24 protein-coding genes are annotated in these 23,690 nt (G+C 69.2%); 11 read left to right on the top strand and 13 right to left on the bottom strand.

Annotation, left to right across the window (positions count from 1 at the left end; translation table 11 throughout):
• Nucleotides 1-14: 14 nt before the first annotated feature.
• The gene (locus tag ABEA43_RS57460; protein WP_345576116.1) at nucleotides 15-965 is read right to left on the bottom strand and encodes a VOC family protein; all 951 of its coding nucleotides are present in this window, start codon (nucleotides 963-965) and stop codon (nucleotides 15-17) included.
• 264 nt (nucleotides 966-1,229) lie between these two features.
• Between ABEA43_RS57460 and ABEA43_RS57455 the strand changes: the two genes are divergently transcribed.
• The 11 genes from ABEA43_RS57455 (at nucleotide 1,230) to ABEA43_RS57405 (ending at nucleotide 12,093) form a co-directional block, all read left to right on the top strand.
• Nucleotides 1,230-2,219: an ornithine cyclodeaminase family protein gene (locus tag ABEA43_RS57455; RefSeq protein ID WP_345576114.1), complete on the top strand. Its 990-nt coding sequence runs from the start codon at nucleotides 1,230-1,232 to the stop codon at nucleotides 2,217-2,219.
• 52 nt (nucleotides 2,220-2,271) lie between these two features.
• Nucleotides 2,272-3,288 (top strand): dihydrodipicolinate synthase family protein, encoded by a 1,017-nt coding sequence (locus tag ABEA43_RS57450; RefSeq protein WP_345576112.1) that lies wholly within the window; start codon nucleotides 2,272-2,274, stop codon nucleotides 3,286-3,288.
• A gap of 120 nt (nucleotides 3,289-3,408) precedes the next feature.
• The gene (locus ABEA43_RS57445) at nucleotides 3,409-4,113 is read left to right on the top strand and encodes a GntR family transcriptional regulator (RefSeq protein WP_345576110.1); all 705 of its coding nucleotides are present in this window, start codon (nucleotides 3,409-3,411) and stop codon (nucleotides 4,111-4,113) included.
• A 152-nt stretch (nucleotides 4,114-4,265) separates the two neighbouring features.
• Nucleotides 4,266-5,078: a prephenate dehydratase domain-containing protein gene (locus ABEA43_RS57440; protein ID WP_345576108.1), complete on the top strand. Its 813-nt coding sequence runs from the start codon at nucleotides 4,266-4,268 to the stop codon at nucleotides 5,076-5,078.
• A gap of 43 nt (nucleotides 5,079-5,121) precedes the next feature.
• Nucleotides 5,122-6,084 (top strand): cyclase family protein, encoded by a 963-nt coding sequence (locus tag ABEA43_RS57435; protein ID WP_345576106.1) that lies wholly within the window; start codon nucleotides 5,122-5,124, stop codon nucleotides 6,082-6,084.
• Nucleotides 6,085-6,122: 38 nt separating this feature from the next.
• Nucleotides 6,123-7,589: an NAD-dependent succinate-semialdehyde dehydrogenase gene (locus tag ABEA43_RS57430; RefSeq protein ID WP_345576104.1), complete on the top strand. Its 1,467-nt coding sequence runs from the start codon at nucleotides 6,123-6,125 to the stop codon at nucleotides 7,587-7,589.
• A gap of 57 nt (nucleotides 7,590-7,646) precedes the next feature.
• The gene (locus ABEA43_RS57425; RefSeq protein ID WP_345576102.1) at nucleotides 7,647-8,537 is read left to right on the top strand and encodes a fumarylacetoacetate hydrolase family protein; all 891 of its coding nucleotides are present in this window, start codon (nucleotides 7,647-7,649) and stop codon (nucleotides 8,535-8,537) included.
• Entirely contained in the window at nucleotides 8,534-8,815 is a 282-nt protein-coding gene (locus ABEA43_RS57420; RefSeq protein ID WP_345576100.1) for a CoA transferase, read from the top strand. The genes ABEA43_RS57425 and ABEA43_RS57420 overlap by 4 nt, the downstream gene beginning before the upstream one ends.
• Nucleotides 8,812-10,314, top strand: coding sequence for a carboxyl transferase domain-containing protein (locus ABEA43_RS57415; RefSeq protein WP_345576097.1), 1,503 nt, complete (start codon nucleotides 8,812-8,814; stop codon nucleotides 10,312-10,314). The genes ABEA43_RS57420 and ABEA43_RS57415 overlap by 4 nt, the downstream gene beginning before the upstream one ends.
• Before the next feature lie 521 nt (nucleotides 10,315-10,835).
• A complete protein-coding gene (locus tag ABEA43_RS57410) occupies nucleotides 10,836-11,558 on the top strand; it encodes an SDR family NAD(P)-dependent oxidoreductase (RefSeq protein WP_345576095.1) in 723 nt (240 codons plus the stop codon).
• Nucleotides 11,548-12,093 carry a MarR family winged helix-turn-helix transcriptional regulator gene (locus ABEA43_RS57405; RefSeq protein WP_345576092.1) on the top strand — a complete coding sequence of 182 codons (546 nt, stop codon included), beginning with the start codon at nucleotides 11,548-11,550 and terminating at the stop codon, nucleotides 12,091-12,093. Before ABEA43_RS57410 ends, ABEA43_RS57405 begins: the two co-directional genes overlap by 11 nt.
• 118 nt (nucleotides 12,094-12,211) lie before the next feature.
• Here ABEA43_RS57405 and ABEA43_RS57400 read toward each other — a convergent pair whose 3' ends face one another.
• The 12 genes from ABEA43_RS57400 to ABEA43_RS57345 are packed head-to-tail and all read right to left on the bottom strand — an operon-like array spanning nucleotide 12,212 to nucleotide 23,419.
• Nucleotides 12,212-13,405: an MFS transporter gene (locus ABEA43_RS57400; RefSeq protein WP_345576090.1), complete on the bottom strand. Its 1,194-nt coding sequence runs from the start codon at nucleotides 13,403-13,405 to the stop codon at nucleotides 12,212-12,214.
• Nucleotides 13,406-13,455: 50 nt separating this feature from the next.
• On the bottom strand, nucleotides 13,456-14,244 hold the full coding sequence (locus ABEA43_RS57395) for an amidohydrolase family protein (RefSeq protein ID WP_345576088.1): 789 nt from the start codon (nucleotides 14,242-14,244) through the stop codon (nucleotides 13,456-13,458).
• A complete protein-coding gene (locus tag ABEA43_RS57390; RefSeq protein WP_345576086.1) occupies nucleotides 14,231-14,947 on the bottom strand; it encodes a maleate cis-trans isomerase family protein in 717 nt (238 codons plus the stop codon). Before ABEA43_RS57390 ends, ABEA43_RS57395 begins: the two co-directional genes overlap by 14 nt.
• Nucleotides 14,944-16,317, bottom strand: a complete 1,374-nt coding sequence (locus tag ABEA43_RS57385; protein ID WP_345576084.1) for an MFS transporter — start codon at nucleotides 16,315-16,317, stop codon at nucleotides 14,944-14,946. Before ABEA43_RS57385 ends, ABEA43_RS57390 begins: the two co-directional genes overlap by 4 nt.
• Before the next feature lie 3 nt (nucleotides 16,318-16,320).
• Nucleotides 16,321-17,154: a fumarylacetoacetate hydrolase family protein gene (locus ABEA43_RS57380; protein ID WP_345576082.1), complete on the bottom strand. Its 834-nt coding sequence runs from the start codon at nucleotides 17,152-17,154 to the stop codon at nucleotides 16,321-16,323.
• 3 nt (nucleotides 17,155-17,157) lie between these two features.
• Nucleotides 17,158-17,937, bottom strand: coding sequence for an SDR family oxidoreductase (locus tag ABEA43_RS57375; protein WP_345576080.1), 780 nt, complete (start codon nucleotides 17,935-17,937; stop codon nucleotides 17,158-17,160).
• On the bottom strand, nucleotides 17,922-18,908 hold the full coding sequence (locus tag ABEA43_RS57370) for an amidohydrolase family protein (RefSeq protein ID WP_345576078.1): 987 nt from the start codon (nucleotides 18,906-18,908) through the stop codon (nucleotides 17,922-17,924). Before ABEA43_RS57370 ends, ABEA43_RS57375 begins: the two co-directional genes overlap by 16 nt.
• Nucleotides 18,905-19,837, bottom strand: coding sequence for a VOC family protein (locus ABEA43_RS57365; RefSeq protein ID WP_345576076.1), 933 nt, complete (start codon nucleotides 19,835-19,837; stop codon nucleotides 18,905-18,907). The genes ABEA43_RS57370 and ABEA43_RS57365 overlap by 4 nt, the downstream gene beginning before the upstream one ends.
• Nucleotides 19,838-20,686, bottom strand: coding sequence for a hypothetical protein (locus ABEA43_RS57360; protein WP_345576074.1), 849 nt, complete (start codon nucleotides 20,684-20,686; stop codon nucleotides 19,838-19,840).
• Complete coding sequence (locus ABEA43_RS57355; RefSeq protein ID WP_345576072.1) at nucleotides 20,683-21,564, bottom strand: ABC transporter substrate-binding protein; 882 nt, start codon at nucleotides 21,562-21,564, stop codon at nucleotides 20,683-20,685. Before ABEA43_RS57355 ends, ABEA43_RS57360 begins: the two co-directional genes overlap by 4 nt.
• A complete protein-coding gene (locus tag ABEA43_RS57350; protein ID WP_345576070.1) occupies nucleotides 21,561-22,367 on the bottom strand; it encodes an HpcH/HpaI aldolase family protein in 807 nt (268 codons plus the stop codon). The genes ABEA43_RS57355 and ABEA43_RS57350 overlap by 4 nt, the downstream gene beginning before the upstream one ends.
• An 8-nt stretch (nucleotides 22,368-22,375) precedes the next feature.
• Complete coding sequence (locus ABEA43_RS57345; RefSeq protein WP_345576067.1) at nucleotides 22,376-23,419, bottom strand: sialidase family protein; 1,044 nt, start codon at nucleotides 23,417-23,419, stop codon at nucleotides 22,376-22,378.
• Nucleotides 23,420-23,690: the final 271 nt, after the last annotated feature.

The raw sequence follows: 23,690 nt of genomic DNA, 5'->3' as shown, positions 1-23,690 counted from the left end.
CGGGACCACCGGCCTCAGGCGATGGAGTTCGCCATGTCGGCCAGGTTGCTTTCCTCGGGTGTCCGGGGGAGGGGCGTGTCCGAGGTGGCACCCAGCGGCGCGTTCTTGCTCAGGCCCGGGCTGCCCGCCTGCCACACGTCACGTGTGATCGGCGATCCCTCCAGCAGGCGGGGCCGGTGGTCGGGGTCGACGATGTCGTGCTCGGTGCAGAACTCGAAGGAGATGCCGGCCATGGGGTCGGCGATGTAGACGCTGATCGAACCGGACGCGGCATGCCGGAGCACGTCCTTCTGCAACTGCGCGCCCTGGCGCAGCGCGATGTTCCTGGCCCGCATCACGTCGTCGATGTTCTCCACGAGGATGCAGAAGTGGTCCATGGACGCGGCGCGCTGAGGGCTCGAACGGAAGATGCCGAGCGAGTGGTGGTAGTTGTTCGCCGACCGCATGAACACCGCATTGCGCTTGATCCAGTCCGAGGCCCGGAATCCGAGGACGTCCGCATAGAAGCGGTGCGCCGCGACCGGGTCGGCGGAGAACCACACCGCGTGCAGCATCTCCGTCATGCGCACGGCGTCCTGGGCCGGCTTCACGGCACGGGACAACATGTCGGTGTAGACATCGACCTCGACCCCGTCGGGGTCGGTGAACCGCAGGCCGCGATCGATCCCGTCACCTTCGAGGTCGCCGATCTCCGCGAACCGGATGCCACGCTCGTCCAGCCGGTTGGCGACATCGGACAGGGCGTCGTCGCCCGCCAGTTGAAAGCCCACGCGCAGCAGCCCGCGCCGGTGCTGGTTCTCCTCCAGCCGCAGCCAATGGTGATCGTAGCCGCCGCCGAGGAAGCTCGTTCCTTGCGCGGCGTCGTGCACGGTGAGATGGCCGACGTTCGCGTAGAACTTCGTCGACTCGGCGACGTCCGGGACGCCCATCACGACGTATCCGAGGCGCTCCACTGACTGCTCCATGATTGCTCCCATTTCCGCCGTTGCGGCCTTATTTGCTGCCGTCTGGGTGATTCTCGTCCTTCTGCAGCGGCGAGGCCAGTAGGGATCTCGCCAGCGGGGGTCCGCCACGGAGTGCCCGCCTTGATGTGGCTCACCCGGCGACCACTTGACGCGTGCAGAGTTGTCACTAGAGTGTATACAGTTGCCGAGTTGGTCAAGGGCCGCGGGCCCGATCGGCCGATTCCGTTCTACTCGATCACCGTGCCGCTTCCTCTAGGAACTGTCATGACTCTTCTGCTTGACGACCGCTCTGTAAGTAGCGTGCTCGACCCTGCCTCGCTCGTCGAGGCGATCGACCGTGCCATCCGGACCGATGCCGAGGTCCCCGCCGACGTTCCTGGACGGATGAACCTTTCCGGTGGCGGCCGGTTCTTCCGCGTCATGCCCGCGGTGGTGCCCCAGTCGGGCGTCATGGGCCTCAAGACGTTCTTCGGCGGCAACGGTGTGGGCGTCCGATACCTGATCATGCTCGCCTCGCTCGAGACCGGCGAGGTCCTGGCGATGATGGACGCCTGTTACCTGACGGCGGCGCGGACCGCCGCGACGAGCGCGGTCGCCGCGCGGGCCCTGGGGGTCAAGGCGACGCGCCTGGGCGTGCTCGGGTCCGGCTTGGAAGCCGAGGCTCATCTGCGCACCTTCGCCGCGGTCAGCGAGATCGACGAGATCAAGGTGTTCAGCCCGAACCCGGCGAGCCGGGAGCGGCTCGCCGGCCGCCTGCGCGAGGAGCTCGATCTGCCGGTGGTGCCGGCCGCCACGGCCGCCGAAGCGTGCGCCGGAGTCGAGCACGTCATCACCGCGACGAACACCGGCTATGGGGGCCCGATCGCCTGTGAGTCCGACTGGCTCGCGCCCGGCCTGCACATCAGCGCGATCGGCTCCACCCATCGCGACCTGCGCGAGCTCGACACGGCCGTCTTCGGGCGAGCGGGAACTCTCGTCTTCGACGCCGATCCTGAGCAGATCGCGGACGAGTCCGGCGACATCCGCAGGTTCGCCGACGAGGGCGGCAGCCTCGGGTCCGTCCTGCGCCTCAGCGACCTGCTCCAGGGCAAGACCGCGCTCCCTGAGGACACGCAGGGAGACCTCACCATCTTCAAGTCCGTCGGCACCGCTCTGCAGGACATGGTCGCCGCCGAGCTGGTGTATCGACGCGCGGTCGAGGCCGGCCTCGGGGTCGCGTGGGACGACCTGGCCGTACCCAAGAGCCGCCGCTGACCGTCGCAGCACGCTTCCACCTCCATCTGTGACAAGGAGAACCAACCACACCATGACGATCGCCATCGGTAAGCACGAGGTGCGGGACTGGGCCCATGAGCACTTCCACGGGGTCAACAACGTGGTCATCCCGAGCTTCTCGGCCGATCTGACCCGCCTGAACGAGCGCGGCATCCGCCATGACGTCCGGCGGGTGATCGAGCTCGGGTTCACGGGCACGTTGCTCGTCAGCGAGGTCAACATCACGCTCGACGAGTACGTCCGCTTCACGGAGATCGCCCACGACGAGGCGGGGGACCGGCTCAACCTGATCTTCCACGCCTCGTTCAACACCCTGGAGGAGAACATCGTCGCCGCGCGGCAGGCCGCGGCGGCGGGAGCCCGCCTCGCGCTGCTGTCCTACCCGCCGGGCTTCTACCCGAAGTCCCTGCAGGAGCTCTACGACTACACCAAGGCGTTCTGCGACGCGACCGACCTGGCGGTCATCCTCTTCCCGATGACGCACTGGGGCTTCGAACGCCTGCACTCCGCCTCATTGCCGGTCGACATGCTCACGGACCTGGTCGACGCCGCGCCGAACGTCGTCTCGGTGAAGGCCGAAGGAGGATTCCCGTCGGTCGCCGGCTTCGCGCACGCCTGGCATCGGCTCTCGGAAAAGGTGCTGATCACCATGCCGATCATCCAGGAGGCCATCGCGCTGGCCGCGCTCGTCCCGCTGCGAGTGATCGCGACCTCGAACACCGAGTACTATGGCGACACCGCTCCGCGGATGCTGGCCCTGGCCCAGGAGGGCAAGATCGACCAGGCCATGGACCTGCTCTGGAAGATCGCCCCTGCGTGGCGGGCCAACGGCAATGTGGCACCGGTCCCGCATGCCCATTCCGTGAACCGGGCCGCGTGGAAATATCAGGCGTGGCTGGCGGGCTTCAACGGCGGCCCCATGCGCGTACCGGCGAACCGGCTGCACAGCGGTGAGATGGCGGCCTTCCGGCGGGCCCTGGTCGACTCGGGGCTCTGGGTGACCCAAGACCCCGACGAGGACTATTTCGTGGGGCGTAATCCGGAGTGAACCGTGGGATGCGACCGACTCGCGCGCTGGTTTCCTGGAAACTGTATACGTTCGAGACTATATACTTGAGGGGTGCCGAAGAGTAATGAGAGAGCGCCGAAGAAGTCGACATCCTCTCCCATGAGCGGCAAGACACTGGGCAGCCTCGACCAGACATCGATCGCGGGTATGGGCGCTGTTCCGCGGACGACGCTCGGAGATCATGTCTACGAGCGGGTCCGTGACGCCATCATCCGGGGAGAGATCCCGGCAGGCACCGAGATCAACCAGGTCGAGCTCGCCAATGCCATGCGTGTGAGCCGTGTTCCGGTGCGCGAGGCCCTCCGGCGCCTCCAGGCCGAACGGCTGCTCGATGCGAATCCCTTCCAGCGCTACGTCGTCACGAAGCTCTCTCCTGAGCAGATCCTTGAGCTTTTCGACCTGCGTCAGACGCTGGAGATCTTCGCCGCGCTCCGTGCCCGATCACGTGCCGACTTCCTTGAGGCCGACCTTCCGGCGGCGCGGGACGTCGCCCGTTCCATGGATTTGGACATGTCGGCGGAGGAGTGGCTGCAGACGGACATGAAGTTCCATCGTCTGCTCTACGGCCGTGACTCCGCTGCGTCCAGCATCATCGATGAGGTGCGGTTTCGGATCTACCGTTATGTGCACCTCGCGGCTCCCGACCTCCCGCGTCGCAAGGAGGTGCTCGTCGAGCACGAGGCCATCCTCGACGCCCTCGAACGCGGCGACGAGGACAAGATCCGCGCCCTGATCGAGACCCATGTCGGGCACACGCGTGACCGGCTGGTTCGCCTGGGATCGTTGAAGGACGAAGGCGAGTAACCGGCGGCCGAGGGACCGTGCCGCCAGGGCCGATGACTTGGCGGCCGCCGTTCCGTGCGGCCCGTATCACCTGTGAAGCCCTTGGCAGCGACGAGGAAGCGTCACTATATTTTTTCGGCGAACTGAATACACTATTCTGTTGAGAGGAAGCCGTGAGTATTAGCGACCGCCGGGTCGGCACGTTGGGCAGCGAGCTCACGTTCGCGGGTCAGGCAACGCGGGCCCTTCTCGGCCACAGGCCGGGGCTGGCCGGCCCGGAATACTTCCCGACCATGGACGGTGTCGTCGCCGCGCTGCTCGACGGCAGGATCGACGTCGGTGTGCTGACGTCCGAGACCTCCAACACCGCATGCACCGAGACCGCCACCCGCATCCTCGCCGGAGAGGGGCTCTTCGTCAGCGACGAGATCGTGGTGCCCTACCACTGCGCCCTCCTGGGCAAGCGGGGCAGCCGCCTGGAGCACATCAAGCATGTCGGCGGACACGGCTCCATCCGGCAGTGCCGGCGCTTCCTGGAGGAACGGCTACCCGCCGCGACCGTCGAAATACACCGGCAGAACTCGGTGGCCGCGGCGCGAGAGGTGCTCGAGAGCGACGGCTCCATGGCCGTGATCGGCACCGAGGCCGCGGCGCGGGCGCTCGGACTGGAGATCATCGAGCCCGACATCGACGACGGCAGCGCCGGCGGGTGGTGGGCGCTCACCACCGCGCTGGAAGTCTCACCGGGCGCCGACCACCTGGCGATCCGCGTCGAGGGCAGCGGCGAACTCGAAGAGGTCCTCGCACTTCTCGCGCCTCTCGGGCTGGCCGTGCGCACGATCACGAATGCGCCCACCGGCGAGATCTTCCGCTATCGCTATCTGCTGATCCTGCGCACGCGCAGCGGCGGGCCCCTCACCGGCCGGGAGATCGACGCCTTCGGCTCCCGGGTGGTCGGCGTCTTCAGCACGACGACCGCTTCTTAACCGTTCCGCCCGCCGTACGGGTGATCATGACCATGGAGGTGACATGTCCGACTTCGATGGAGCGGATGTTCTCGAGGACTACATCAACCAGTGCACGAACTGGGGACGCTGGGGCGAGGACGACTCGCTGGGGACGATGAACTATGTCGGTCCGGAGGAGGTGAGGCGGGCCGCGGCCATGGTCGAGCACGGCATCACCGTCTCCTGCTCGCTCCCTTACGACCAGCGAGGCCCTCAGACCGGAACCCTGCGGGCCAACCCGCGCAACGTGATGACGGCGACGGGGGCAGATCATCTCGCCGGCGCACAGGACATCCTCCCGGCCGGATTCGGCCCGGCCAAGGGCTACGGACGCTCCGACGACATCCTCATCGTGCCCAACCAGGCCGGCACCCAGTGGGACTCGCTCTCCCACATCTTCTGGAAGGGGAGGATGTTCAACGGGCACTCCGCGGGCCTCGTCTCCTCCAGCGGGGCGGCCAAGAACGGCGTGGAGAACTACGCGGGCAAGTTCGTGATGCGCGGCGTGCTGCTCGACGTGGCCCGGCACCTGGGCGTGGACGCTCTGGAGCCCGGTTACGCGATCTCCGTCGAGGAACTGGAGGCCACGGCGGCAGCCGAGGGAGTGCAGATCCGGCGCGGGGACGCGGTGCTCATCCGCACCGGCTTCCTCCAGGCACGCCGGCACGCGTGGGGCGACTACGCGGGCGGCGCCGCCCCCGGGGTGTCGCTGCACACCGCCCCGTGGTTCCACGCCTGGGAGATCGCCGCGGTCGCCTCGGACACCTGGGGCGTCGAGGTTCGTCCCAACGAGATCGACTGCTTCCAGCCCTTCCACGTCGTGGCACTGGTCCACATGGGGCTGGCGATCGGCGAGATCTTCGACTTCCAGGAACTCGCGGCCGCGTGCGCCCGCTACGAGAAGTACGAGTTCCTCTTCACCGCGCCCGCGCTGCCCATCACCGGCGCGTCCGGGTGTCCCGTAGGTGCCGTCGCGGTGTTGTGACCGGCTGCCGCCTTGACTCCGTAAGAAAGAAGGAACCGATGACCGCGCCAGCCACGCCCGCCCTCGCCCCGTCGCTCCCGCACGTCCCGTCGACGCTGCTGATCGCCGGGCGCTGGCGCCCGGCAGCGGGTGGGGCGACGTTTCCGGTGGACAACCCCGCGACCGGACAGACGCTGATCGAGGTCGCCGACGCCGACGAGCGGGACGCGCTGGACGCGATCAGAGCCGCCCGCGATGCGCAGCCCGCGCTGGCCGCCCTGTCTCCCGCCCGGCGCGCCGCGCTGCTACGCCGGGTCGAGGCCGCGTTGCGCGCGCGTGAGGACGAGCTCGCGCTGCTCATCACGCTGGAAATGGGCAAGCCGATCAACGAGTCTCGCGGGGAGGTGGCCTACGCCGCCGACTTCTTCGGCTGGTTCGCCGATGAGGCCCTGCGCATTGGAGGCGACTATCGCCTGTCACCCAGTGGGCTGACCCGCATCCTCGTCCAGCACAGAGCAGTGGGGCCGTGCCTGCTCGTGACACCGTGGAACTTCCCCTTGGCGATGGGCGCGCGCAAGATCGCTCCCGCGCTCGCCGCCGGCTGCCCCTCGGTGCTCAAACCAGCCGAGCAGACGCCGCTGACCAGTCTGCTGCTCGCGCGGATCATCGAGGAGGCCGGCGCCCCCGCGGGTTCGGTCAACGTCGTCACCACCTCCCGCCCGGCCGCGGCCGTCGGCGCGATCATCGAGTCCGGGCTCGCCCGCAAGCTGTCCTTCACCGGGTCGACCGAGGTGGGCAAGCTGCTCCTGGCCCAATGCGCCGCCCACGTCATGAGGACCTCCATGGAGCTCGGCGGCAACGCCCCCTTCATCGTGTGCGCGGACGCCGATCTCGACGCCGCGGTCGAGGGCGCGTTGCTGGCCAAGATGCGCAACGTCGGCCAGGCGTGCACGGCCGCCAACCGGTTCATCGTCGCCGAGCCTCTCGCCCGCGAGTTCACCAGCAGGCTGGCCGGCCGCATGGGAGCGATGACGGTCGCCGCCGGGTGGCAGGACGGCGCCGAGGTCGGGCCACTCATCGACGACGCGGCGGTGGCGAAGTTCGAACGCCTGGTGGCCGACGCTCTCGGCCGGGGCGCGGTGGTCGAGGCGGGGGGCGGGCCGGCGAACGGCCGGTTCGTGGAGCCCACCGTCCTGAGCGGCGTGGCGCCCGGAACGGCCCTGCTCGAAGAGGAGATCTTCGGGCCGCTGGCGGCGATCACGACCTTCCGCGAGGAGGCGGAGGCGGTGAGCGCGGCCAACGGCACCCCGTACGGACTGGTGAGCTACGTGTACACGCGTGACCTGCAGCGCGCGCTGCACATGGTCGAGAACCTCGCCAGCGGCATGGTCGGGGTCAACGTCGGCGTCGTGTCGAACGCGGCCGCGCCCTTCGGCGGCATCAAGCAGTCCGGGCTCGGGCGCGAGGGCGGCCTCGAAGGCATCGCGGAGTACCTCGACACGACGTACGCGGCGCTTCCCGCCTGACGACGGGTGCGTACGTCGCGGACAGCAAGCACGAACCGGCAGATTGAGGAGGCATCGATGCCGATGCGCATCGTGGGGTTGCGCCATACCGACGGATCAGTCCACGTGGGGACCCTCACGGACGACGGACGCCAGGTCGGAGTACTCACCGGATTGGCGGAGTTCTGGGCCGAGCCCCGGCGCTGGCTGGCCGGTGAGCCGGACAGCGCCCAGATGGCAGCCGTTCTGCCGCTGGACGAGGTCGAATTCGTCCCGCCGGTGCTGCCCGGCGCGCGGGTCATCTGCATCGGGCTGAACTACCTCAAGCACGTCGCGGAGGGTTCCTACGCGAGCGAGGGGGTGCCCCGGCACCCCACGCTGTTCGCCCGGTGGCCGAGCTCACTCACCGTCGGCGGCGTGGGCATCCCGGTGCCGCCCGATGAGGACGGTGTGGACTGGGAGGGTGAGGTGGTGGCCTGGGTCGGTGACACCCTCGTCGACGCCACGCCGGACAAGGCGCTGGCGGCCGTGGTCGGCTACTCCGCGTTCAACGACGTGACCTCGCGCCGGGCGCAGAAGCTCACCTCTCAATGGACACTGGGCAAGAACGGCGACCGTTCCGGCCCGCTCGGGCCGCTGGTGCCCGCCGCCGTCGTGGGCGACCTGCGCGACGGGCTCACGGTGGAGACGCGGGTCAACGGCACCATGGTGCAGCAGGGCCGTACCGACGAGATGGTCTACACGGTCGGCGACACGCTCTCGCTCATCAGCCGGACCCTGACCCTCCGCCCCGGCGACCTGCTCGCCACCGGAACCCCGTCCGGGGTCGGCTACTCCCGCACGCCACCGTGGCTCCTGCGGCCCGGGGACGAGGTCGAGGTCGTGGTCGAACGGCTCGGCGTGCTGCGTAACCCGGTCGTGGCCAACCAGGCGCGCCATGAGAGGCCGGGATCGGGCGCGTCCGTATGAGCGCCTCTCCGGGACCCGAAGCGGACGGGCCGCGCAAGGGCGTGCTCGTGGTCGACCTCTCACGCGCCTTGGCCAGACCCCACGCGACGATGATGCCGGGTGACCTCGGCACCCGGGCGGCCACGATCGATGCGCCGGGCCCCGGAGACGACACCCGCGGCTGGGGACCGCCCTACGGCGCAGACGAGGGGGAGCGGGAGCCGATGTACTTCCTGTCGGCCGACCGCAACCAGGACGGGCAGTCGGTGCGGCGCCGGGCCGGCGCTGAGACCCCATGACGCGTCGGCTGGGCGCCCTCGAGCTGATCGAGGCGAACACCGATCCGGACTCCTGGCATTCGTGGGATGCCCCCGTCCGGCCCGCTGAACGTGACCCCGAATACGAGAAGGCACTGGCGCAGGCTCGGGAACGGTCGGGAACGGACGAGGCCGTGGTCACCGGCCGGGCCCGGATCGGAGGGCACGAGGTGGCACTCATCGTGAGCGAGTTCCGCTTCCTCGGCGGGTCGATCGGCCGTGACGCGGCCGGACGCATCGTGACGGCCATGCGCCGCGCGACGGCCGAGCGGTTGCCCCTCATCGCCGCGACCTCCTCCGGGGGCACCCGAATGCAGGAAGGCACACCGGCCTTCGTCACGATGGTGGACATCTCCCGAGCCGTCGTCGAGCACAAGGCGGCCGGGCTGCCGTACCTGGTGTATCTGCGGCACCCCACCACGGGCGGGGTGTTCGCGTCGTGGGGGTCACTCGGGCACGTCACTGTCGCGGAGCCGGGCGCGCTGATCGGCTTCCTGGGCCCCTCGGTCTATGAGGCGCTCGAGGGCCATCCTTTTCCCAGTGGCGTGCAGGTGGCCGAGAACCTGGCCGCCAAGGGCGTCATCGATGCGGTCGTACCCTCCGACCGGCTCGCCGAGGTCACCACGAAGGCACTCGCCTCGCTGACTGCGCCCGTGCGTGTGTCCCGGCCAGGGCTCCCGGGCACCTCCGTGCCGGCACGCCCGGGGGACGCCTGGAATTCCATCCGGCTCAGCCGTCATCCTGGCCGTCCAGGGGCCCGTGAGCTGCTGCGCATCGGGGCTGACGACGTAGTCTCCCTGTCCGGGACGGGCGCGGGCGAGCCCGGCTCTCGCATGCTGTGCGCCCTGGCCTCCTTTCAGGGGGTCGGATGCGTGGTGATCGGCCAGGACCGGCGTGCCCGGGCCGGCGGCGGTTCGGTGGGCCCCGATGACCTGCGCGCCGCGCGCCGCGGCATTCACATCGCCCAAGAGCTGGGGCGCCCGTTGGTCTGCGTCATCGACACCCCCGGCGCCGAGCTCTCGGCAGAGGCGGAGGAGCAGGCTCTCGCGGGCGAGATCGCACGTTGCCTGGCCGACCTCGTCCAGCTCACTGTGCCGTCGGTGTCGGTGCTCCTGGGGGAGGGCTGCGGCGGGGCAGCTCTCGCTCTGCTGCCGAGCCGAGCGTGTATCGCCGCTGAGCACGCATGGCTGTCGCCGCTGCCGCCAGAAGGCGCGAGCGTGATCCTGCACGGTGACACCCGGCTGGCGGCCGAGATGGCACGCCGGCAACGTGTCGGCTCCCATGATCTGCTCGCGGACGGGGTGGTGCGGGTGGTCGTGCCAGAGCCCGTTCCCGCGCACGAGAACCCCGAAGATTTCTGCCGGAGGGTGTCGGCCGAGATCGGATCGCAGCTTCGCCACCAGCTCACCCGCCTTCCGCAAGACCGCAGAACCGGACGGCGTGCTCGGGGCGGGACCGCGACCGGACCGATGCCGGCGTAAGCCGGCGCGGCCGTGGTCCCGTACAGGCGCTTCTCTGCGCACCAGCAACACGCGGCGGGCAGAGCCCGCCATGGCGATCTTCACCCGTCTCCTCAGCCTCTTAAGCGCTCACCAAGGAGGCGTCGGTGAGCCGCCCCTCTCGCCGTCGTGGCCGGCCCCGTGCATGCCCGGACGACGTCCTGCTGCAAGCCGTTACGCTCCGCAAGAAGGGCGTACGGCTAATCGACATCTGCAACTTCTTCAACGCAGAGAACATCCCCATGCCTGGCGGCAGGCCATCGAGGCACCTCAGGTTGGGCAACACCGTTGTTGCCCCTGCTGCGCCGCACCCAGCGTCTTGAGCTGGGATCCCACCACCGTGGTTCGCTCTCACAACTGGCGAGACGAGGTGAGGCAAGCATGCGCCGACCCACTTGACGCACATTTCTCGCTACGTAGAGTCACTCAAGATTGCCCCGAATCCCACCGTTTCAGTTCCTTTGCTAGGCTGACTTTAGGCCTAAACTCAAGGAGGGATTGGCATGACGCGGACGATCGTGGTCAGTGGCGGCGGCACCGGCATCGGCAAGGCAGTGGCGGCGCGCTTCGCGGACGACGGGGACCGGGTGGTGATCATCGGCCGCCGCGCCGACGTGCTGGAGGAGGCGGCCAAGGAGATCGGCGGCACGGCGCTGCCGGCAGACCTGAGCGAGCCGGCGGAGGTCGAGCGTGTGCGCGCCGACCTGGCCGAGCGCTTCGGCATGATCGACGTGCTGGTCAACAGCGCAGGCGGCAATGTCGAAGGCCACGGCGGGCTCGACGGCGTCACGGAGCGGTGGACAGGCAACTTCCGGGCCAACGTCCTGACGTCGGTGCTGCCGACCGAGGCATTTCGCGATCTGTTGCACCCGTCGGGGCGGATCGTGTTCATCAGCTCGATCGCGGCCTTCCGGGGCTCCGGCGGCACCTCGTACGGTCCGATGAAGGCGGCCCTGCACCCGTACGCGTTCGACCTCGCCGCCGCCCTCGGGCCACGCGGCATCACGGTGAACGTGGTCGCCCCGGGGTTCATCGCGGACACCGAGTTCTTCGGCGGCACGCTGGACGACGAACGCCGCGCGACGCTCGTCGCACAGACCCACACCGGCCGGGCTGGGGCGCCTCAGGACATCGCTGAGACCGTGCATTGGCTAGCCTCGCCCGGCGGCGGGCACGTCACCGCCCAGATCATCCAGGTGAACGGCGGGGCCGAACGTGGCCGCTGAGCCGCCGCGCGACGGGGCCGACGCCATCCAGGACGCCTGGCGGCGCGAGCTGCCGGGTGTCCCGGTGGAGTCGATCGGGGTCATCACCCGGATCTGGTGGGCGGCCAAGGTCTTCGGCGACGAGCGCCGCCGTCTCCTCGCGAACCTGGGGGTGGACGTCGCGACGCTGGATCTGCTGTCCACGCTGCGGCGCTCCGGCCCGCTGTATCGGATGAGCCCGGGCGAGCTGGCCGATGCGTGCATGGTGACGCGCGGCGCGATCACTCAGCGCGTGGAGCGGGCGGTCAGGGCCGGGCTGGTCGAACGTACCACCCCCGGGTCGGGCTACCACGCGCGCGCGATCACCCTCACCGACGCGGGCAACGCCCTGCTCGAGCGTGTCGTCGCCGACCTGCTCGCGGCCGAGGACCGCCTCGTCGGCCATCTCGCACCCGAACGCCGCGAGCAGCTCGCCGACCTGCTGCGCGAACTGCTGGCCGGACTCGGCGGCTCGAGTCTGTCCGGGCAGGTCGGAGAGTCCGCTTCTGGGCCGTAAGCGACCGAGCTTGCAGCTCCTCACCGTCTATGTCCCCTCGCTCTTCGGGATCGACGGCGCCTATCCCACGGTCGAAGGCGGTAAGGAGGTCGTCCGCCGCGCGTGTGTCAGTGCCGTGTCAGGCGGAGGCCTCCGTGGTGGCGGGAACGGGCTCCTTGGCGCGCCACAGGGGGAGTGGGATCAGTTGCAGAGCGACCATGACCACGACCAGGATGATGCGGATGGTCCAGCCGCCGTCGTAGAAGCTGGCGAAGATGGCAGGCGGCCCGAGCAGGACGCCCAGGTAGGTGGCCTGGGACACCAGGCCGCTGGTGGCGCCCAGGGTCTCGGCGCTCGGCGCGGCGCCGGGGGCGAAGGTCCAGATGAGCCCGTTGAGGGTGCCGATGCCGAGTGAGAAGACGCACACGGCGGCGCACGCGCTCAGGAAGTTCATGGTGGGCAGGTAAAGGGTCATCCCGCCGATGAGCGTCACCGCGCCGCTGACGGTCGCGATCCGCTTGGCCGCCATGCCGCCCTTCAGCAGGTAGCCGACGGACAGGCAGCCCGCGGCGACGAACACCTCGGCGATGGTTCCGACGGCCGCGGCCTGCGGGATCGACACCGAGAACGTGTTGTGCAGGTAGACGGTGAGGGCGGTCATGATGCCCGTCTGGATGAACGCGGACGCGCCCGAGGCCAGCGCGACCCGGTAGGGCGGCAGGCTCTTCAGCACCGTCATGATGTCTCGCAGGGTGCGGGCGGGCGCGTCGGTGGTCTTGCCCGGCAGGAAGAAGGCGGCGACGACCAGCGCGGCCATGACGAACGCGTGCCCGCCGAAGGCCCATCGCCAGTTCTCGCCGTGTCCGGCGAGCGGGGCCACGAGGGTGAGCGTGATGCCGATGCCCACCGCGGTGTGCGCGGTCCAGAAGCCGAGGGCGATCGCGCGCCGCGTCCCGGTCGTCGTCCGCATGATCATCGTGACCGCGCCGACCGTGAGGGAGAGGTATCCCACGCCCTCCACCAGGCGGCCGGCGAAGACGGCCGTCGCGCTCTGCGCGGTGAACACGATGATGTTCCCGGCCAGGGCGAACGCCGCCCCTGCGAGAAGGACCTTCTTGTCGCCGATCCGGTCGATGAGCCATCCGCCGAAGACGGCCGCGATCGCGGTGATCAGGGAGGGGATGGAGATGACCCATCCCGACGTGGCGGACGTCAGGCCGAACTGCTTGGAGATGTCGCCGACGACCGGGACGGTCTGCGTCACCAGCGACGTTGCGACCACGCCGTAGATGAACAGCAGGATCAAGCTGGGCCACTTGCCGGGTTTGAGCATGGAGAACTCCGTTGCGCAGGGGGTGAAAGCGTCAGTACCAGTCGAAAGGGTCAGTGCCAGTCGAGGAGGCGGCAGATGTTGCCGCCCATGATCAGTTCGAGGTCGGTGTCCGGGAGCCATGGCAGGGCCTCTGGCAGGTGGGTCACACACCGGCGGTACGGATGATGCAGCCGTGACAGGTCGCTGGCCCACACGATCCGCTCGGGCCCGAAGGCGTCGCAGACCTGCCGCAGCACCTTGTCCAGCGAGGAGAAGGGATACGGGTCGAGCGCGTAGTCGCCCACTCCGGCGGCCTTGACGTGGACGTTGGGATGGGCGGCCAGGGCCAGCAGCTGCGGCAGGTGCTCGAAGGCCTCCGGCCCGGTGGCGCCGCGGGGGACGGCCAGGTGATCCACGATGATCTTGAGAGAAGGATGTCGTCCGGCGATGCCGTTGACCAGCTGCAGCGATCCCGGTATCAGCAGCGCGACGGCCAGTCCCAGGTCCTCCGCGACGGGCCAGACACGGTCGAACCGGCCCTCCAGCAGCGGGGCGAGGCGCTCCGGTGTGTTGAACAGGCAGCGCAGGCCCAGCATGCCGGGCAGGTCGCGCAACGCCGCCGGGTCGTCTCCGGGTTTCAGCAGGCCCATGACGGCGAACCGGTCGGGCGCGGCTTGGGCCAGCTCCACCGAGTAGGCGTTGCCGTGCGGATCCCACAAGGGCGGGACGAGCACGACGCGGTCCACCCCCGCCCGGGTCATCTCCGCATCGAGGACGTCCCGGGTGATGGGGGAGCGGCGGTGGTGGCCGGTGGATTCGCCGCTCGACCATGCGTGCACCTGAGCGTCAACGATCGGCATGGAAGAGCCCTCCCGCTCCGCTGATCTCCCCCGTCCAGCCGGCCGCCCGCAGGACGGCCCACAGTACGGCCTGGTTGCTGGTCACCACCGGCCGGCCGATGGCGCTCTCCAGCGCGTCCGCCGCCTCGAATGCGCGCACATTCGCGCACGACAGCAGCACCGCGCCGATGGAGTCGTCGATCCGGCCGCGCACGGACTCCGCGATCTGTCCGGGCTCCATCAGCGCCGCCGCCTTGGCGTCGAGGAAGCCCAGGGAGACGGTGCTTTTGACGGTGAAGCCGGAGGCGATCAGCGACTCCCGCTCGATCTGCGAGAACTCTCCGGTGAACGGGCAGATGTGCAGGATGTTCTCAGCCCGCAGGGCGGCGAGGGCCGCCTTGATGGCGACCATGGTGTTCGTCGCCGGGATCCCGAGCCGTTCCGTCATACGCCGGGCCAGGCGGGCGTCGCAGTCGCCGCCGAAGGCGACGCTGGCCCCTGTGCAGTTGAAGACGATCGCGTCGGGGCCCATGTCGGCGGCCAGTTCGGCCTCCTCGGTGGCTTCGAGGTAGGCCCGCATGAGGCTCTCCGTCGTGACCCTGCCCGCCTCCTTGCGGAGGCGGATGCGGTGCACGTGGTACGGGACGGGGCAGAAGGTACGGAAATCGTCTTCGGCGATGGTGTTCAGGGACGGCAGGACCATCCCGATGCGTGGTGTGCTCATGTCGGCTGCTTCTCCAGCGCTCCGTCGATCTCCTCCAGTGACTTGCCCCTCGCCTCGATGCCGATGGTCAGGTACGTCAGGCCGCAGACCAGCAGGCAGGCCGCCAGGAACAGGAAGGCGGGCACGACCGCGTCCGTTGTCGCCTTGGGGGTGACGATGTTGCCGGAGCCGACGATGACGGCGAGCCCGACCGGGCCGAGGATCTTGCCGATCGAGCCGGCCAGCCCGGCGTAGCCCGAGCCGCTGCCGCGCACCTTCGACGGCCAGATCTCGGTCGAGTATAGGGCGCAGACCGAGAAGCTGCCGTCGGCCAGGACGAACCCCAGCAGCAGGGGCAGCCAGAACAGCGAGGCCGGCAGGAGATCCCCATGGCCGGCGAACCCGGCCAGGATCGTGGCGGCGCAGGCTCCCAGGGCGAGGTAGCCGCCGGTTCGCCTGCGGCCGATCCGGTCCGCCAGGCGCGCGGCGAGCAGGCGCGAGACGGCTCCGAGGACGGTGAAGAGGATCATCACCTTGGAGGCGTCAGCCGGCGGGACCCGCATGACCTGGGCCATCAGCATCGGCGCCCACAGGACGATCCCGTAGTAGCCGGTCAGCAGGCCCAGGTTGATGAGGGTCGTGGTGAGCACGTTGCGGGGGTAGCGGAAGAGCCCCAGCCAGCCTTCGCCTGCCGCCGGCTGCTCCACGTGCAGCGCGCCGGTGTACTCCGGCACGTCCAGTGCCCAGGCGATCGACCTGCGGGCCTCCGTTTCCCGGCCCCGCAGGCTGAGCCACTTCGGCGACTCGGGCAGGGAGAACGCCCCGATGAGCGCGATGAGCGCGGGGACGGCTCCGAGTGCGAAGGTCCACCGCCAGCCGATGGCCGGGATGATGAACGCGCCGCTGAAGGCGCCCAGGAGCAGACCGCACGTGGTGATGGAGGAGACGACGCCGGTGAGCATGCCGCGCCGCCGCGGCGGCATGAACTCGTGCACCAGGGAGATCTGGATGAAGTAGCCGGCCGTACAGAATCCGACCACGGTGCGCAGCGCCGCCATATAGACCCAGCCGCCGTCGGGTGTGAACGCCAGCGCCAGGCTCGCGACGGCGAGCACGAGCAGCGAGACGACGAAGACGGGCTTGCGGCCCAGCCGGTCGGCCACCAGCCCCCAGAAGACGCCGCCGAGCACGGCGCCGGCGCCGGAGGCGAGCAGGACGACGCCCATCACGCCGTACGTGAGTCCCCACGGCGTGATGAGGAAGGACATGATGAACCCGATGAGATAGGCGTCCCAGAACTCCAGCATGCTGCCCACGCCGATGAGGCCGAGCAAGGTGCGCTGGTTCTTCGTCAGCCGGGTCTGCTCCTGGAACGGGCTCCACTGCTGCATCGCTCAGTCCCCTTGGACGCGATTACGAAGGACCCCGATGCCTTCGACGGATACTTCACAGACGTCGCCCACCTGCAGGAAGACCGGCGGCTTGCGGGAGAACCCCACGCCGCTGGGAGTTCCCGTCGCCAGGATGTCCCCGGTGTGCAGGGGCGCGATCGATGAGACGTACTCGATGAAGCGCGGGATCTTGTGCACCATGCTCGCGGCCACGTCGTCCTGCATGACCTGGCCGTTGAGCCTGGTCGTGATGCGCAGGGCGTCGACGTCGCCGACCTCGTCCCTCGGGACGATCCACGGGCCGATGGACCCGCTGCGGTAGAAGTTCTTGCCCGGGGTGATCTGCCGGGTGTGGAACTGCCAGTCGCGGACGCTGCCCTCGTTCATGATGGTGTAGCCCGCGATGTGGTCGAAGGCGGCGTCCTGGCCGATACGGAAGCCGGGCTTGCCGATGACCACGGCCAGCTCGCCCTCGTAGTCGAACTGCTCGCTCACGCCGGGATGGCGCAGCGGCTGCCCGTGGCCGGTCAGCGAGTCACGCGAGCGCGCGAACAGGGCAGGCTGCTTGGGCAGCTCCTGCACGCGGCCGGCGGCCTGGACCTCGTCATGGTGCTCGACGTAGTTGAGGGCCAGGCACCAGATGTGGACGGGGTCGGCGATCGGCGGCAGGAAGGTGATCTCGTCGAGGCTGTGATCGGCACGGTCCTGGTCCACCTGCACGCCGCTGACGAGGACGTCCTTCAACGAGGCGAACGTGCCGCCGAGGTCGACGACGCCCCGGTCGGTGACGACCCCGAAGGTGTCCCGGCCGTCGACGGAGAAACTCAGATATTTCACGACTTACACCAGCCCCGTGTACGAACCGCCGTCGAGCTGCAGGTTCTGCCCGGAGATGTAGCTCGCCTGCGCGCTGCACAGGAACGCGCACGCGTCCCCGAACTCCGTCGGCTCACCGAGCCGCTTGGCCGCGATGGTCTGGGCGATGCGGGCCTTCGCCTCCTCGGGCGTGATGCCCTCGCGCCGGGAGATGCGCTGGGCCATGTACTTCTGCCGGTCGGTGTCGAACCGCTCCGGCAGCAGGTTGTTGATGGTCACGTTGTCGACGACGCTGTCGCGCTGCACGGACTTGCTGAGCGCGGTCAGCCCCGCCCGGACGGCGGCCGACAGGCCCATCGTGGCGCTCGGCGACTTCACCATCGCGGAGGTGATGTTGACGATCCGCCCGAAGCGGCGGGCGCGCATGCCCGGCACGTAGTGCTTGATGAGGAAGATCGGCGCCAGCATGTTCGCCTCGACGGCGGCCAGCCAGTCCTCCCGGTCCCAGTCGTCGATCTTCCCCGGCTCCGGCCCGGCGTTGTTGTTGACCAGGATGTCCGGCTCGGGGCAGGCACCGATGATCGTCTCGCGCCCGGCGAGGGTGTCGAGGTCGGCCGGGATGATGTCGGGCCGCCTGCCCGCGACGGCCTCGATCTGGTCGGCGGCCTTGGAGAGGGCGTCGGCGGTGCGGCCGTTGATGAACACGCGACAGCCCTCACGCGCGAGGGAGGTCGCGCACGCCAGGCCCAGGCCTCGCGAGGACGCGCAGACCAGCGCCGTCCGCCCCGCTATTCCGAGATCCATTGCCTCATCCTTGGATAGACGTTCAGGTGGTTGGTGAAGAACACGCGCTCGTCGAGGTGCGGGCTGGCCAGCACATAGCGCTTGGTGTCGTCGTAGCGGTGGCCCGTCTGCGGGTCGATGCCCTTGACCGCGCCGATCATCTCCGAGCCGAACAGGATGTTCTGCGCCGGGATGACGTCCAGGAGCAGGTCGATGCCCGCCTGGTGATAGACGCAGGTGTCGAAGTAGACGTTGCGCAAGATGCCCTCGTCGAGCGGCTTGAGCCCCATGTCCTGGGCGAGTCCCCGGTAGCGGCCCCAGTGATAGGGGACGGCGCCGCCGCCGTGCGGGATGACGAAACGCAGCGTCGGGAAGTCCTCGAACAGCTGCGGCGCCAGCAGCAGCTGCATGAACACCGTCGTGTCGCCGTTCAGGTAGTGCGCGCCCACGTGATGGAAACAGGGGTTGCTCGACCCGCTGACGTGGATCATGGCGGGCACGTCGAGCTCGGCCATCTTCTCGTAGAGCGGGTAGTAGATTCGGTCGGTGATCGGCGGATCCGTCCAGTAGCCGCCGGACGGGTCCGGGTTCAGGTTGCAGCCGACGAACCCCAGCTCGGTGACGCAGCGCTCCAGCTCCTTCACCGATGCCGTCAGGTCCTTGCCCGGCGACTGCGGGAGCTGGCAGACGCCGGCGAAGTTGTCCGGGAAGAGCGTGCAGACGCGGTGGATGAGGTCGTTGCAGACCTCCGACCATGCGATGCTCTGCTCCAGGGTGCCGAGATGGTGCCCCATCTGCCCCGCGATAGGGGAGAAGAGGGTCAGGTCGAGCCCGCGTTCGCGCTGCTCCTTGAGCTGGCGCGCCAGGAGCGCCTCGCGCAGCTCGTCGTCGGAGATGTTCAGATCTGGGCTCGAACCGTCGAGCTGGCGGGCCCGCCACTCGTGCAGCGTCCGGGGGACGGTCGTGAAGTGGCCGTGACAGTCGATGATCATGCGTTGACCTCCACTGACAGCGGGGTGGCCTGCTCGACGAAGCGGCGAGGAGGCCGCTCGCCGGTGTCGTAGCTCATCCCTTCGCCGATCCTGACGCGGTTGAACTTGCTGTCGGCGTTCAGCCGTTCCTGCGAGATCCAGTGCTCGTGCATCTGCTCGTACGGGCTCATCCAGTAGTTGAAGATCTGGCTGCCGAGCGCGTGCCTGCCGATGCCCCGCACGTGGTCGGCGCCCTGCAGCAGCATGTGGTCGTAGCCGAAGAAGATGTCGTCCACCCCCTCGACCTCGAACGACACGTGGTGCATGCCGGTACGCCTGCCGCGGAGCATGAAGATCACGTGGTGGTCCACCAGCTCGTCGCCGAGGTCGACGCGGGCGAACCGGCCGAGCAGGTCGTCCTCGTCCAGGACGAGGTCGTCGCTCGGGATGACGCCGAGCGTGGTGTGGAACCAGTCGATGACCTCGGACAGGTTCTGCGCCATGTAGGCGGTGTGCGCGATGCGCCGCACGCGCGCCGGTCCCACGACGCGGCTCTCGGCCTCGCCCGAGCGGGTGAGCGGGCGCTCGGGCAGTGGATCCGCACGTTCCCTGCCGGTGACGAGCTCGATCCACAGCCCGTTCGGGTCGCGCAGCCGTACCCTCTTGCCGCCACCCGGCGCGTCGAGGGTGTCGATGCCCTGCGCGCCCGGCAGCCTGGCGGCCGCGTGCAGCAGGTCGGGGTCGGCGAGCTCGTAGGCGAAGCTGGCGACGCCGGGCTCGCCCAGCTCGGTGACGTGCAGGAACGGGCTGTCGCCGATGCCGCGCATGTACAGCCGGGTCTCGGTGCGCTCGACCGGGACCATGCCGAAGTCTTCGAGCCACGCCTGCATGCGGCCGAGATCCGGCGCGGTCAGCCGGACGTAGGCCATTCCTTTGATCAGAGAGGACATCTATGTCTCCAGTACGTTGATCACGTTTCCGTACAGCTCCTCGGCCGCGTACCGCCGGGAGATGAGCCCCTGCTCGTGGGCGAACCTGATGCCCATCTCCAGGGAGGGGCGGATCTCCTCGAACCCGGCCGGCTTGTCGTCGCGGATCTCGCACAGCAGGCGGAAGACCTCGCGTACGGCGTCGCCGTCGGACTCGGCGATCTCCTTCCTGATCGCGACCATGTGGTTGATGGGGACGGCGCCGGTGCGGGCGTGCCATTGCGACGCGGCCCGCTGCGGATCGGGGATGAGGGGGCGGATGCCCGGGTCGCCCGACAGGCCGCCGCCCGCGACGATCGCGTCGACGTCACCGGCGAGCAGCAGCGCTTCCAGGCCGAGGCCGGAGTCGATCCGGCTGACCCAGGCCGGGTCGTGGTACTCCTCGACGTGAGCGCCTTCCTGGGCCAGCCACCCGACGTCCTGGACGCGCACGCCGTACTCGTCGGACAGGATGCCGCGCACCCATGTCGGCGTGGTCTGCGCGTACGAGCGCATCGCGACGGCCCGGCCGGCCAGGTCCCCCGGCGTCAGGCCGGAGCCGGCGCGGCACAGGATGCTCTTGTGGTGAAACCCCCCGTTCATCACGAACGGCAGGAGCACGTACGGCTTGCCGTGCTCGTAGGCCACGAGAAACGTCATCAGCGCCAGCTCGGCGACGTCGTAGCGCAACTTCCTGACGACGTCCTTGAACGCCTTCTGCGCCACGTCGACGTCGGCGAAGTCGAGCTTCACGTGCGGCGATGAGAGGCCGCCGCTCTTGAGCGGCTCGGTCTTCGGATACGTGCCCATCATGGCCGTGAGGTGTCTCACCGGTCCTCCTCGAGAAAGACGCGCTCGATCGGCGGCTCGCCGGGGATGAGGCCCTGCCGGTGCGCGTAGCGGACCAGCGCGGCCAGGGAGGTGGCGTTCTGCTTCAGCCCGTAAGGCAGCGGGTCGCCGACCAGCTCGCCCAGCGCCCGGTAGCGCAGGTCCTCCGAGGTGGTGGCCGCGCGCGCCAGGTAGTTCTCCTTGGCGCGGGTGAACGCCTCGAACAGCGCCTGCGCCAGGTGGCACAGCTCCTCGCGGATCACGATCACGCCGTGCAGCGGGTAGACGCCGGTCCGCTGGAACCACTCCCGCTCGCGCTCCCGCGCGTCGGGGATCAGCTCGTCGCCGAGGTCCGCACCGGCGAGCCCGGCGAAGGCGGCGTCGAGCTCGCCGCGATCGGCGAGGTCGGCCAGGGATTCGACGCGCTGCACGTTCGGCGGCAGCGTGGTGCCGGGGACGTTCTCCTCCTCCTGGGTCAGCCATGTGACCTTGCCGAGGTCCAGGCCGTACTCCTCGGCGTAGATCCCCCTCGTCCACACGGCCGCCGTGACCGCGTACGCGCGCACGCCGACCCGCCGTCCCTCCAGGTCCTTGGGGTGCCCGATGCCGGAGCCCGGGCGCGTGCGCACTCCCGCGTGCCGGAACCGGCGCGTCATCGGGATGGGCAGCGCCGTGATCGGCGCGCCCGCCGCCTTGGCCATCAGGTAGGACGTCGGCGCCATCTCGCAGATGTCGTACGGCTGGCGCCGAGCCATCTCACGGTAGGCGTCGGGCATCCGCTTGACGTCGGCGAACTCCAGCTCGCAGCCCTCGACGGCGACCGTGCCATCGCGCAGGTCCTGCACCTGACCGTGGGGGCCCAGGACGATCGACAGCCTCACAGCAGTCCCCGGCCCTTCTCCAGCGCGGAGAAGTCGCGCCGCGGATAGGTCATGAGGAACCGGTAACCCTCCTCGATGACCCGGGCCACGTTGTCCTCGTTGACGTGCGGGTGCCCGACCGGGACGTTGTAGGCCTTGCCGACCTCCAGCACGTGGTCCATCAGCCGCAGCAGCTCGGGGTTGTCGTACTCGCGTGGGCAGCCCAGCTCCTGCGTCAGGTCGCCTTCGCCGATGAGCAGCACCCCGATGCCGGGAACCTCCTTGAGGATCGTCTCGAGGTTGTTCACCGCGGCGCGGTCCTCGATCATCAGCACGACCAGCAGCTCGCCGTCCGGTGCCAGCGGCCAGACGTCGGCCCGCTTGTAGTACTCCCGCTGTGGCAGCCCCCAGTAGCGGGCCGCGGCCAGCGGGGCGTCGCCGCGCAGGCCGTCCGGCGGGTACCGGCAGGCGGCGACGGCGTTGTATGCCTCCTCCGGCGTGCTGATCCGCGGCCACACGATCCCAAATGCGCCCAGGTCCAGGGCCTGCTTGGCGAACCACAGGTTCATCTCGCTGCCGCTCGGCGGGATCCGCACCAGCGGTGTGACGGGGTTCCCCCGCACGACTCGCTCGCGCAGCAGCAGGAACTGCATCGCCTCGCGCAGCGCGCGGATGTCCCACGGGTTGTGCTCCAGCTCGAAGACGACACCGTCGTTCGCCGACTGCGCGAAGGTGACCGCGCTCTCCACCTCCGCCTGAATGAACGAGGTGAAGGTGACGCCCTGCTCCAGGGCCTTGATGACGCCGTTCAGTCGCTCTGTCATGGCGCGCCCTAGAGGATCGCGCCGCAGAAGGCGTCGCCGGCGTCCTCGGGAAGTTGTCTCTCCGTCCAGGTCTGAGAGCCGTCCAGGGTGTAGAAGACCTGTCCGTGCCGGGTGACCGTGACGACGCCCGCCGGGTCGGTGACGTGCACGCCGAACCCCATGATCGTGCTGCGCGCCTCGATCGCGGAGTCGGCCCGCTGCCAGCTCTCGCCCAGGTCCTCACTGCGGTAGAGCGCCCCGGCCTCGCTACGCGAGGAGATGCTGAAGCATGCGTACAGCGTCTTGGGGTCGTCGGCGACGACCCGGCAGTCGCGCGTGTAGGTGAACGGCGCGTACCTCCCGACCTCCAGGTCACGGAACGACTTGCCCCGGTCGGTGGTCTCGAAGATGCCCAGGCGGCAGATGTAGAAGACCGAGTCCGGCTTGGCCGGGGTGGTGCAGACCGAGTGGCCGTCGAACATGCCCTCGGTGTCGTCGTCGGTCAGCTCGGTGTTCTTCAGGTGCGGGAGCTTGGCCAGGGCCTGGAGGCCGTCCGGCTCGCCCCGCCAGGACCGGCCGCCGTCCTCGCTGACGAGGAACCCGTTGATCTCCGAGGCGGCGTACAGCACCTGCGGGTCGGTGGGGTGGAAGGCGATCCGCATCGCCCGCGAGCCGCCGAAAGAGATGTCGAACCGCTCCGGGTGCTCGGCCGCACACTTGGCCCACGTCTGGCCGCCGTCCCCGCTGCGATAGAAGCCGACCGGCGAGGTGCCGAGGAACAGCACGTCGGGATCGTGCGGGCTGACCACCACGCTCCAGAACTGGACCTGTTCGTCGGTCACGTGGATCTGCTCCCAGGTTTCCCCGGCGTCGGCCGAGCGGTACAAGCCCTTGCGCGCCGCGGCGAAGACCAGGCCCTCGCGTGTCGGGTGCGGGGTGATGGCCTGGACGGCGGCGTCTCGCGGGATGCCGTCGGCAGGCTCCCATTGGCCGCCGTCCCTCAGCCTGTACAGCGAGCCGACCGCGTCAGGCCGGGTGACAGCGGTGCCGACCAACATGAGGTTTCGCATCATGATCTCCCCTGAAGTGATCTCACCGGTGGGTGTGGGTCACCGGTGCGGCCACCGTAACGGGGTGTTGGCAAAATCGTCAACGATTCTGTTTGCATATGTGCTAGCACGATTGATGGCATACTCTTGTGGAGTAATCGAAGGTGCTGTTTTCTTGAGGCAGGCGATGTTGGTGGCCGCGGATGGCCAGCTGAAGGCGGGCAAGCACGGCAAGGCGATCGCGGTGGACGGCCTTCGGGCCGCCATCCTGCGCGGCGACATGGTGCCGGGCCAG

The sequence above is a fragment of the Nonomuraea rosea genome (assembly GCF_039539705.1).
GTDB lineage: Bacteria > Actinomycetota > Actinomycetes > Streptosporangiales > Streptosporangiaceae > Nonomuraea > Nonomuraea rosea.
The sequence above is the reverse complement of the archived record's forward strand: the minus strand, read 5'-3'. Positions and strand labels throughout refer to the sequence as shown.

What these genes read in the sequence shown, in the direction of transcription:
- ABEA43_RS57460 (WP_345576116.1), bottom strand. Translation starts at nt 965, where the DNA reads ATGGAGCAGTCAGTGGAGCGCCTCGGATACGTCGTGATGGGCGTCCCG.
- ABEA43_RS57455 (WP_345576114.1), top strand. Translation starts at nt 1,230, where the DNA reads ATGACTCTTCTGCTTGACGACCGCTCTGTAAGTAGCGTGCTCGACCCT.
- ABEA43_RS57450 (WP_345576112.1), top strand. Translation starts at nt 2,272, where the DNA reads ATGACGATCGCCATCGGTAAGCACGAGGTGCGGGACTGGGCCCATGAG.
- ABEA43_RS57445 (WP_345576110.1), top strand. Translation starts at nt 3,409, where the DNA reads ATGAGCGGCAAGACACTGGGCAGCCTCGACCAGACATCGATCGCGGGT.
- ABEA43_RS57435 (WP_345576106.1), top strand. Translation starts at nt 5,122, where the DNA reads ATGTCCGACTTCGATGGAGCGGATGTTCTCGAGGACTACATCAACCAG.
- ABEA43_RS57430 (WP_345576104.1), top strand. Translation starts at nt 6,123, where the DNA reads ATGACCGCGCCAGCCACGCCCGCCCTCGCCCCGTCGCTCCCGCACGTC.
- ABEA43_RS57425 (WP_345576102.1), top strand. Translation starts at nt 7,647, where the DNA reads ATGCCGATGCGCATCGTGGGGTTGCGCCATACCGACGGATCAGTCCAC.
- ABEA43_RS57420 (WP_345576100.1), top strand. Translation starts at nt 8,534, where the DNA reads ATGAGCGCCTCTCCGGGACCCGAAGCGGACGGGCCGCGCAAGGGCGTG.
- ABEA43_RS57415 (WP_345576097.1), top strand. Translation starts at nt 8,812, where the DNA reads ATGACGCGTCGGCTGGGCGCCCTCGAGCTGATCGAGGCGAACACCGAT.
- ABEA43_RS57410 (WP_345576095.1), top strand. Translation starts at nt 10,836, where the DNA reads ATGACGCGGACGATCGTGGTCAGTGGCGGCGGCACCGGCATCGGCAAG.
- ABEA43_RS57400 (WP_345576090.1), bottom strand. Translation starts at nt 13,405, where the DNA reads ATGCTCAAACCCGGCAAGTGGCCCAGCTTGATCCTGCTGTTCATCTAC.
- ABEA43_RS57395 (WP_345576088.1), bottom strand. Translation starts at nt 14,244, where the DNA reads ATGCCGATCGTTGACGCTCAGGTGCACGCATGGTCGAGCGGCGAATCC.
- ABEA43_RS57390 (WP_345576086.1), bottom strand. Translation starts at nt 14,947, where the DNA reads ATGAGCACACCACGCATCGGGATGGTCCTGCCGTCCCTGAACACCATC.
- ABEA43_RS57385 (WP_345576084.1), bottom strand. Translation starts at nt 16,317, where the DNA reads ATGCAGCAGTGGAGCCCGTTCCAGGAGCAGACCCGGCTGACGAAGAAC.
- ABEA43_RS57375 (WP_345576080.1), bottom strand. Translation starts at nt 17,937, where the DNA reads ATGGATCTCGGAATAGCGGGGCGGACGGCGCTGGTCTGCGCGTCCTCG.
- ABEA43_RS57370 (WP_345576078.1), bottom strand. Translation starts at nt 18,908, where the DNA reads ATGATCATCGACTGTCACGGCCACTTCACGACCGTCCCCCGGACGCTG.
- ABEA43_RS57365 (WP_345576076.1), bottom strand. Translation starts at nt 19,837, where the DNA reads ATGTCCTCTCTGATCAAAGGAATGGCCTACGTCCGGCTGACCGCGCCG.
- ABEA43_RS57350 (WP_345576070.1), bottom strand. Translation starts at nt 22,367, where the DNA reads ATGACAGAGCGACTGAACGGCGTCATCAAGGCCCTGGAGCAGGGCGTC.
- ABEA43_RS57345 (WP_345576067.1), bottom strand. Translation starts at nt 23,419, where the DNA reads ATGATGCGAAACCTCATGTTGGTCGGCACCGCTGTCACCCGGCCTGAC.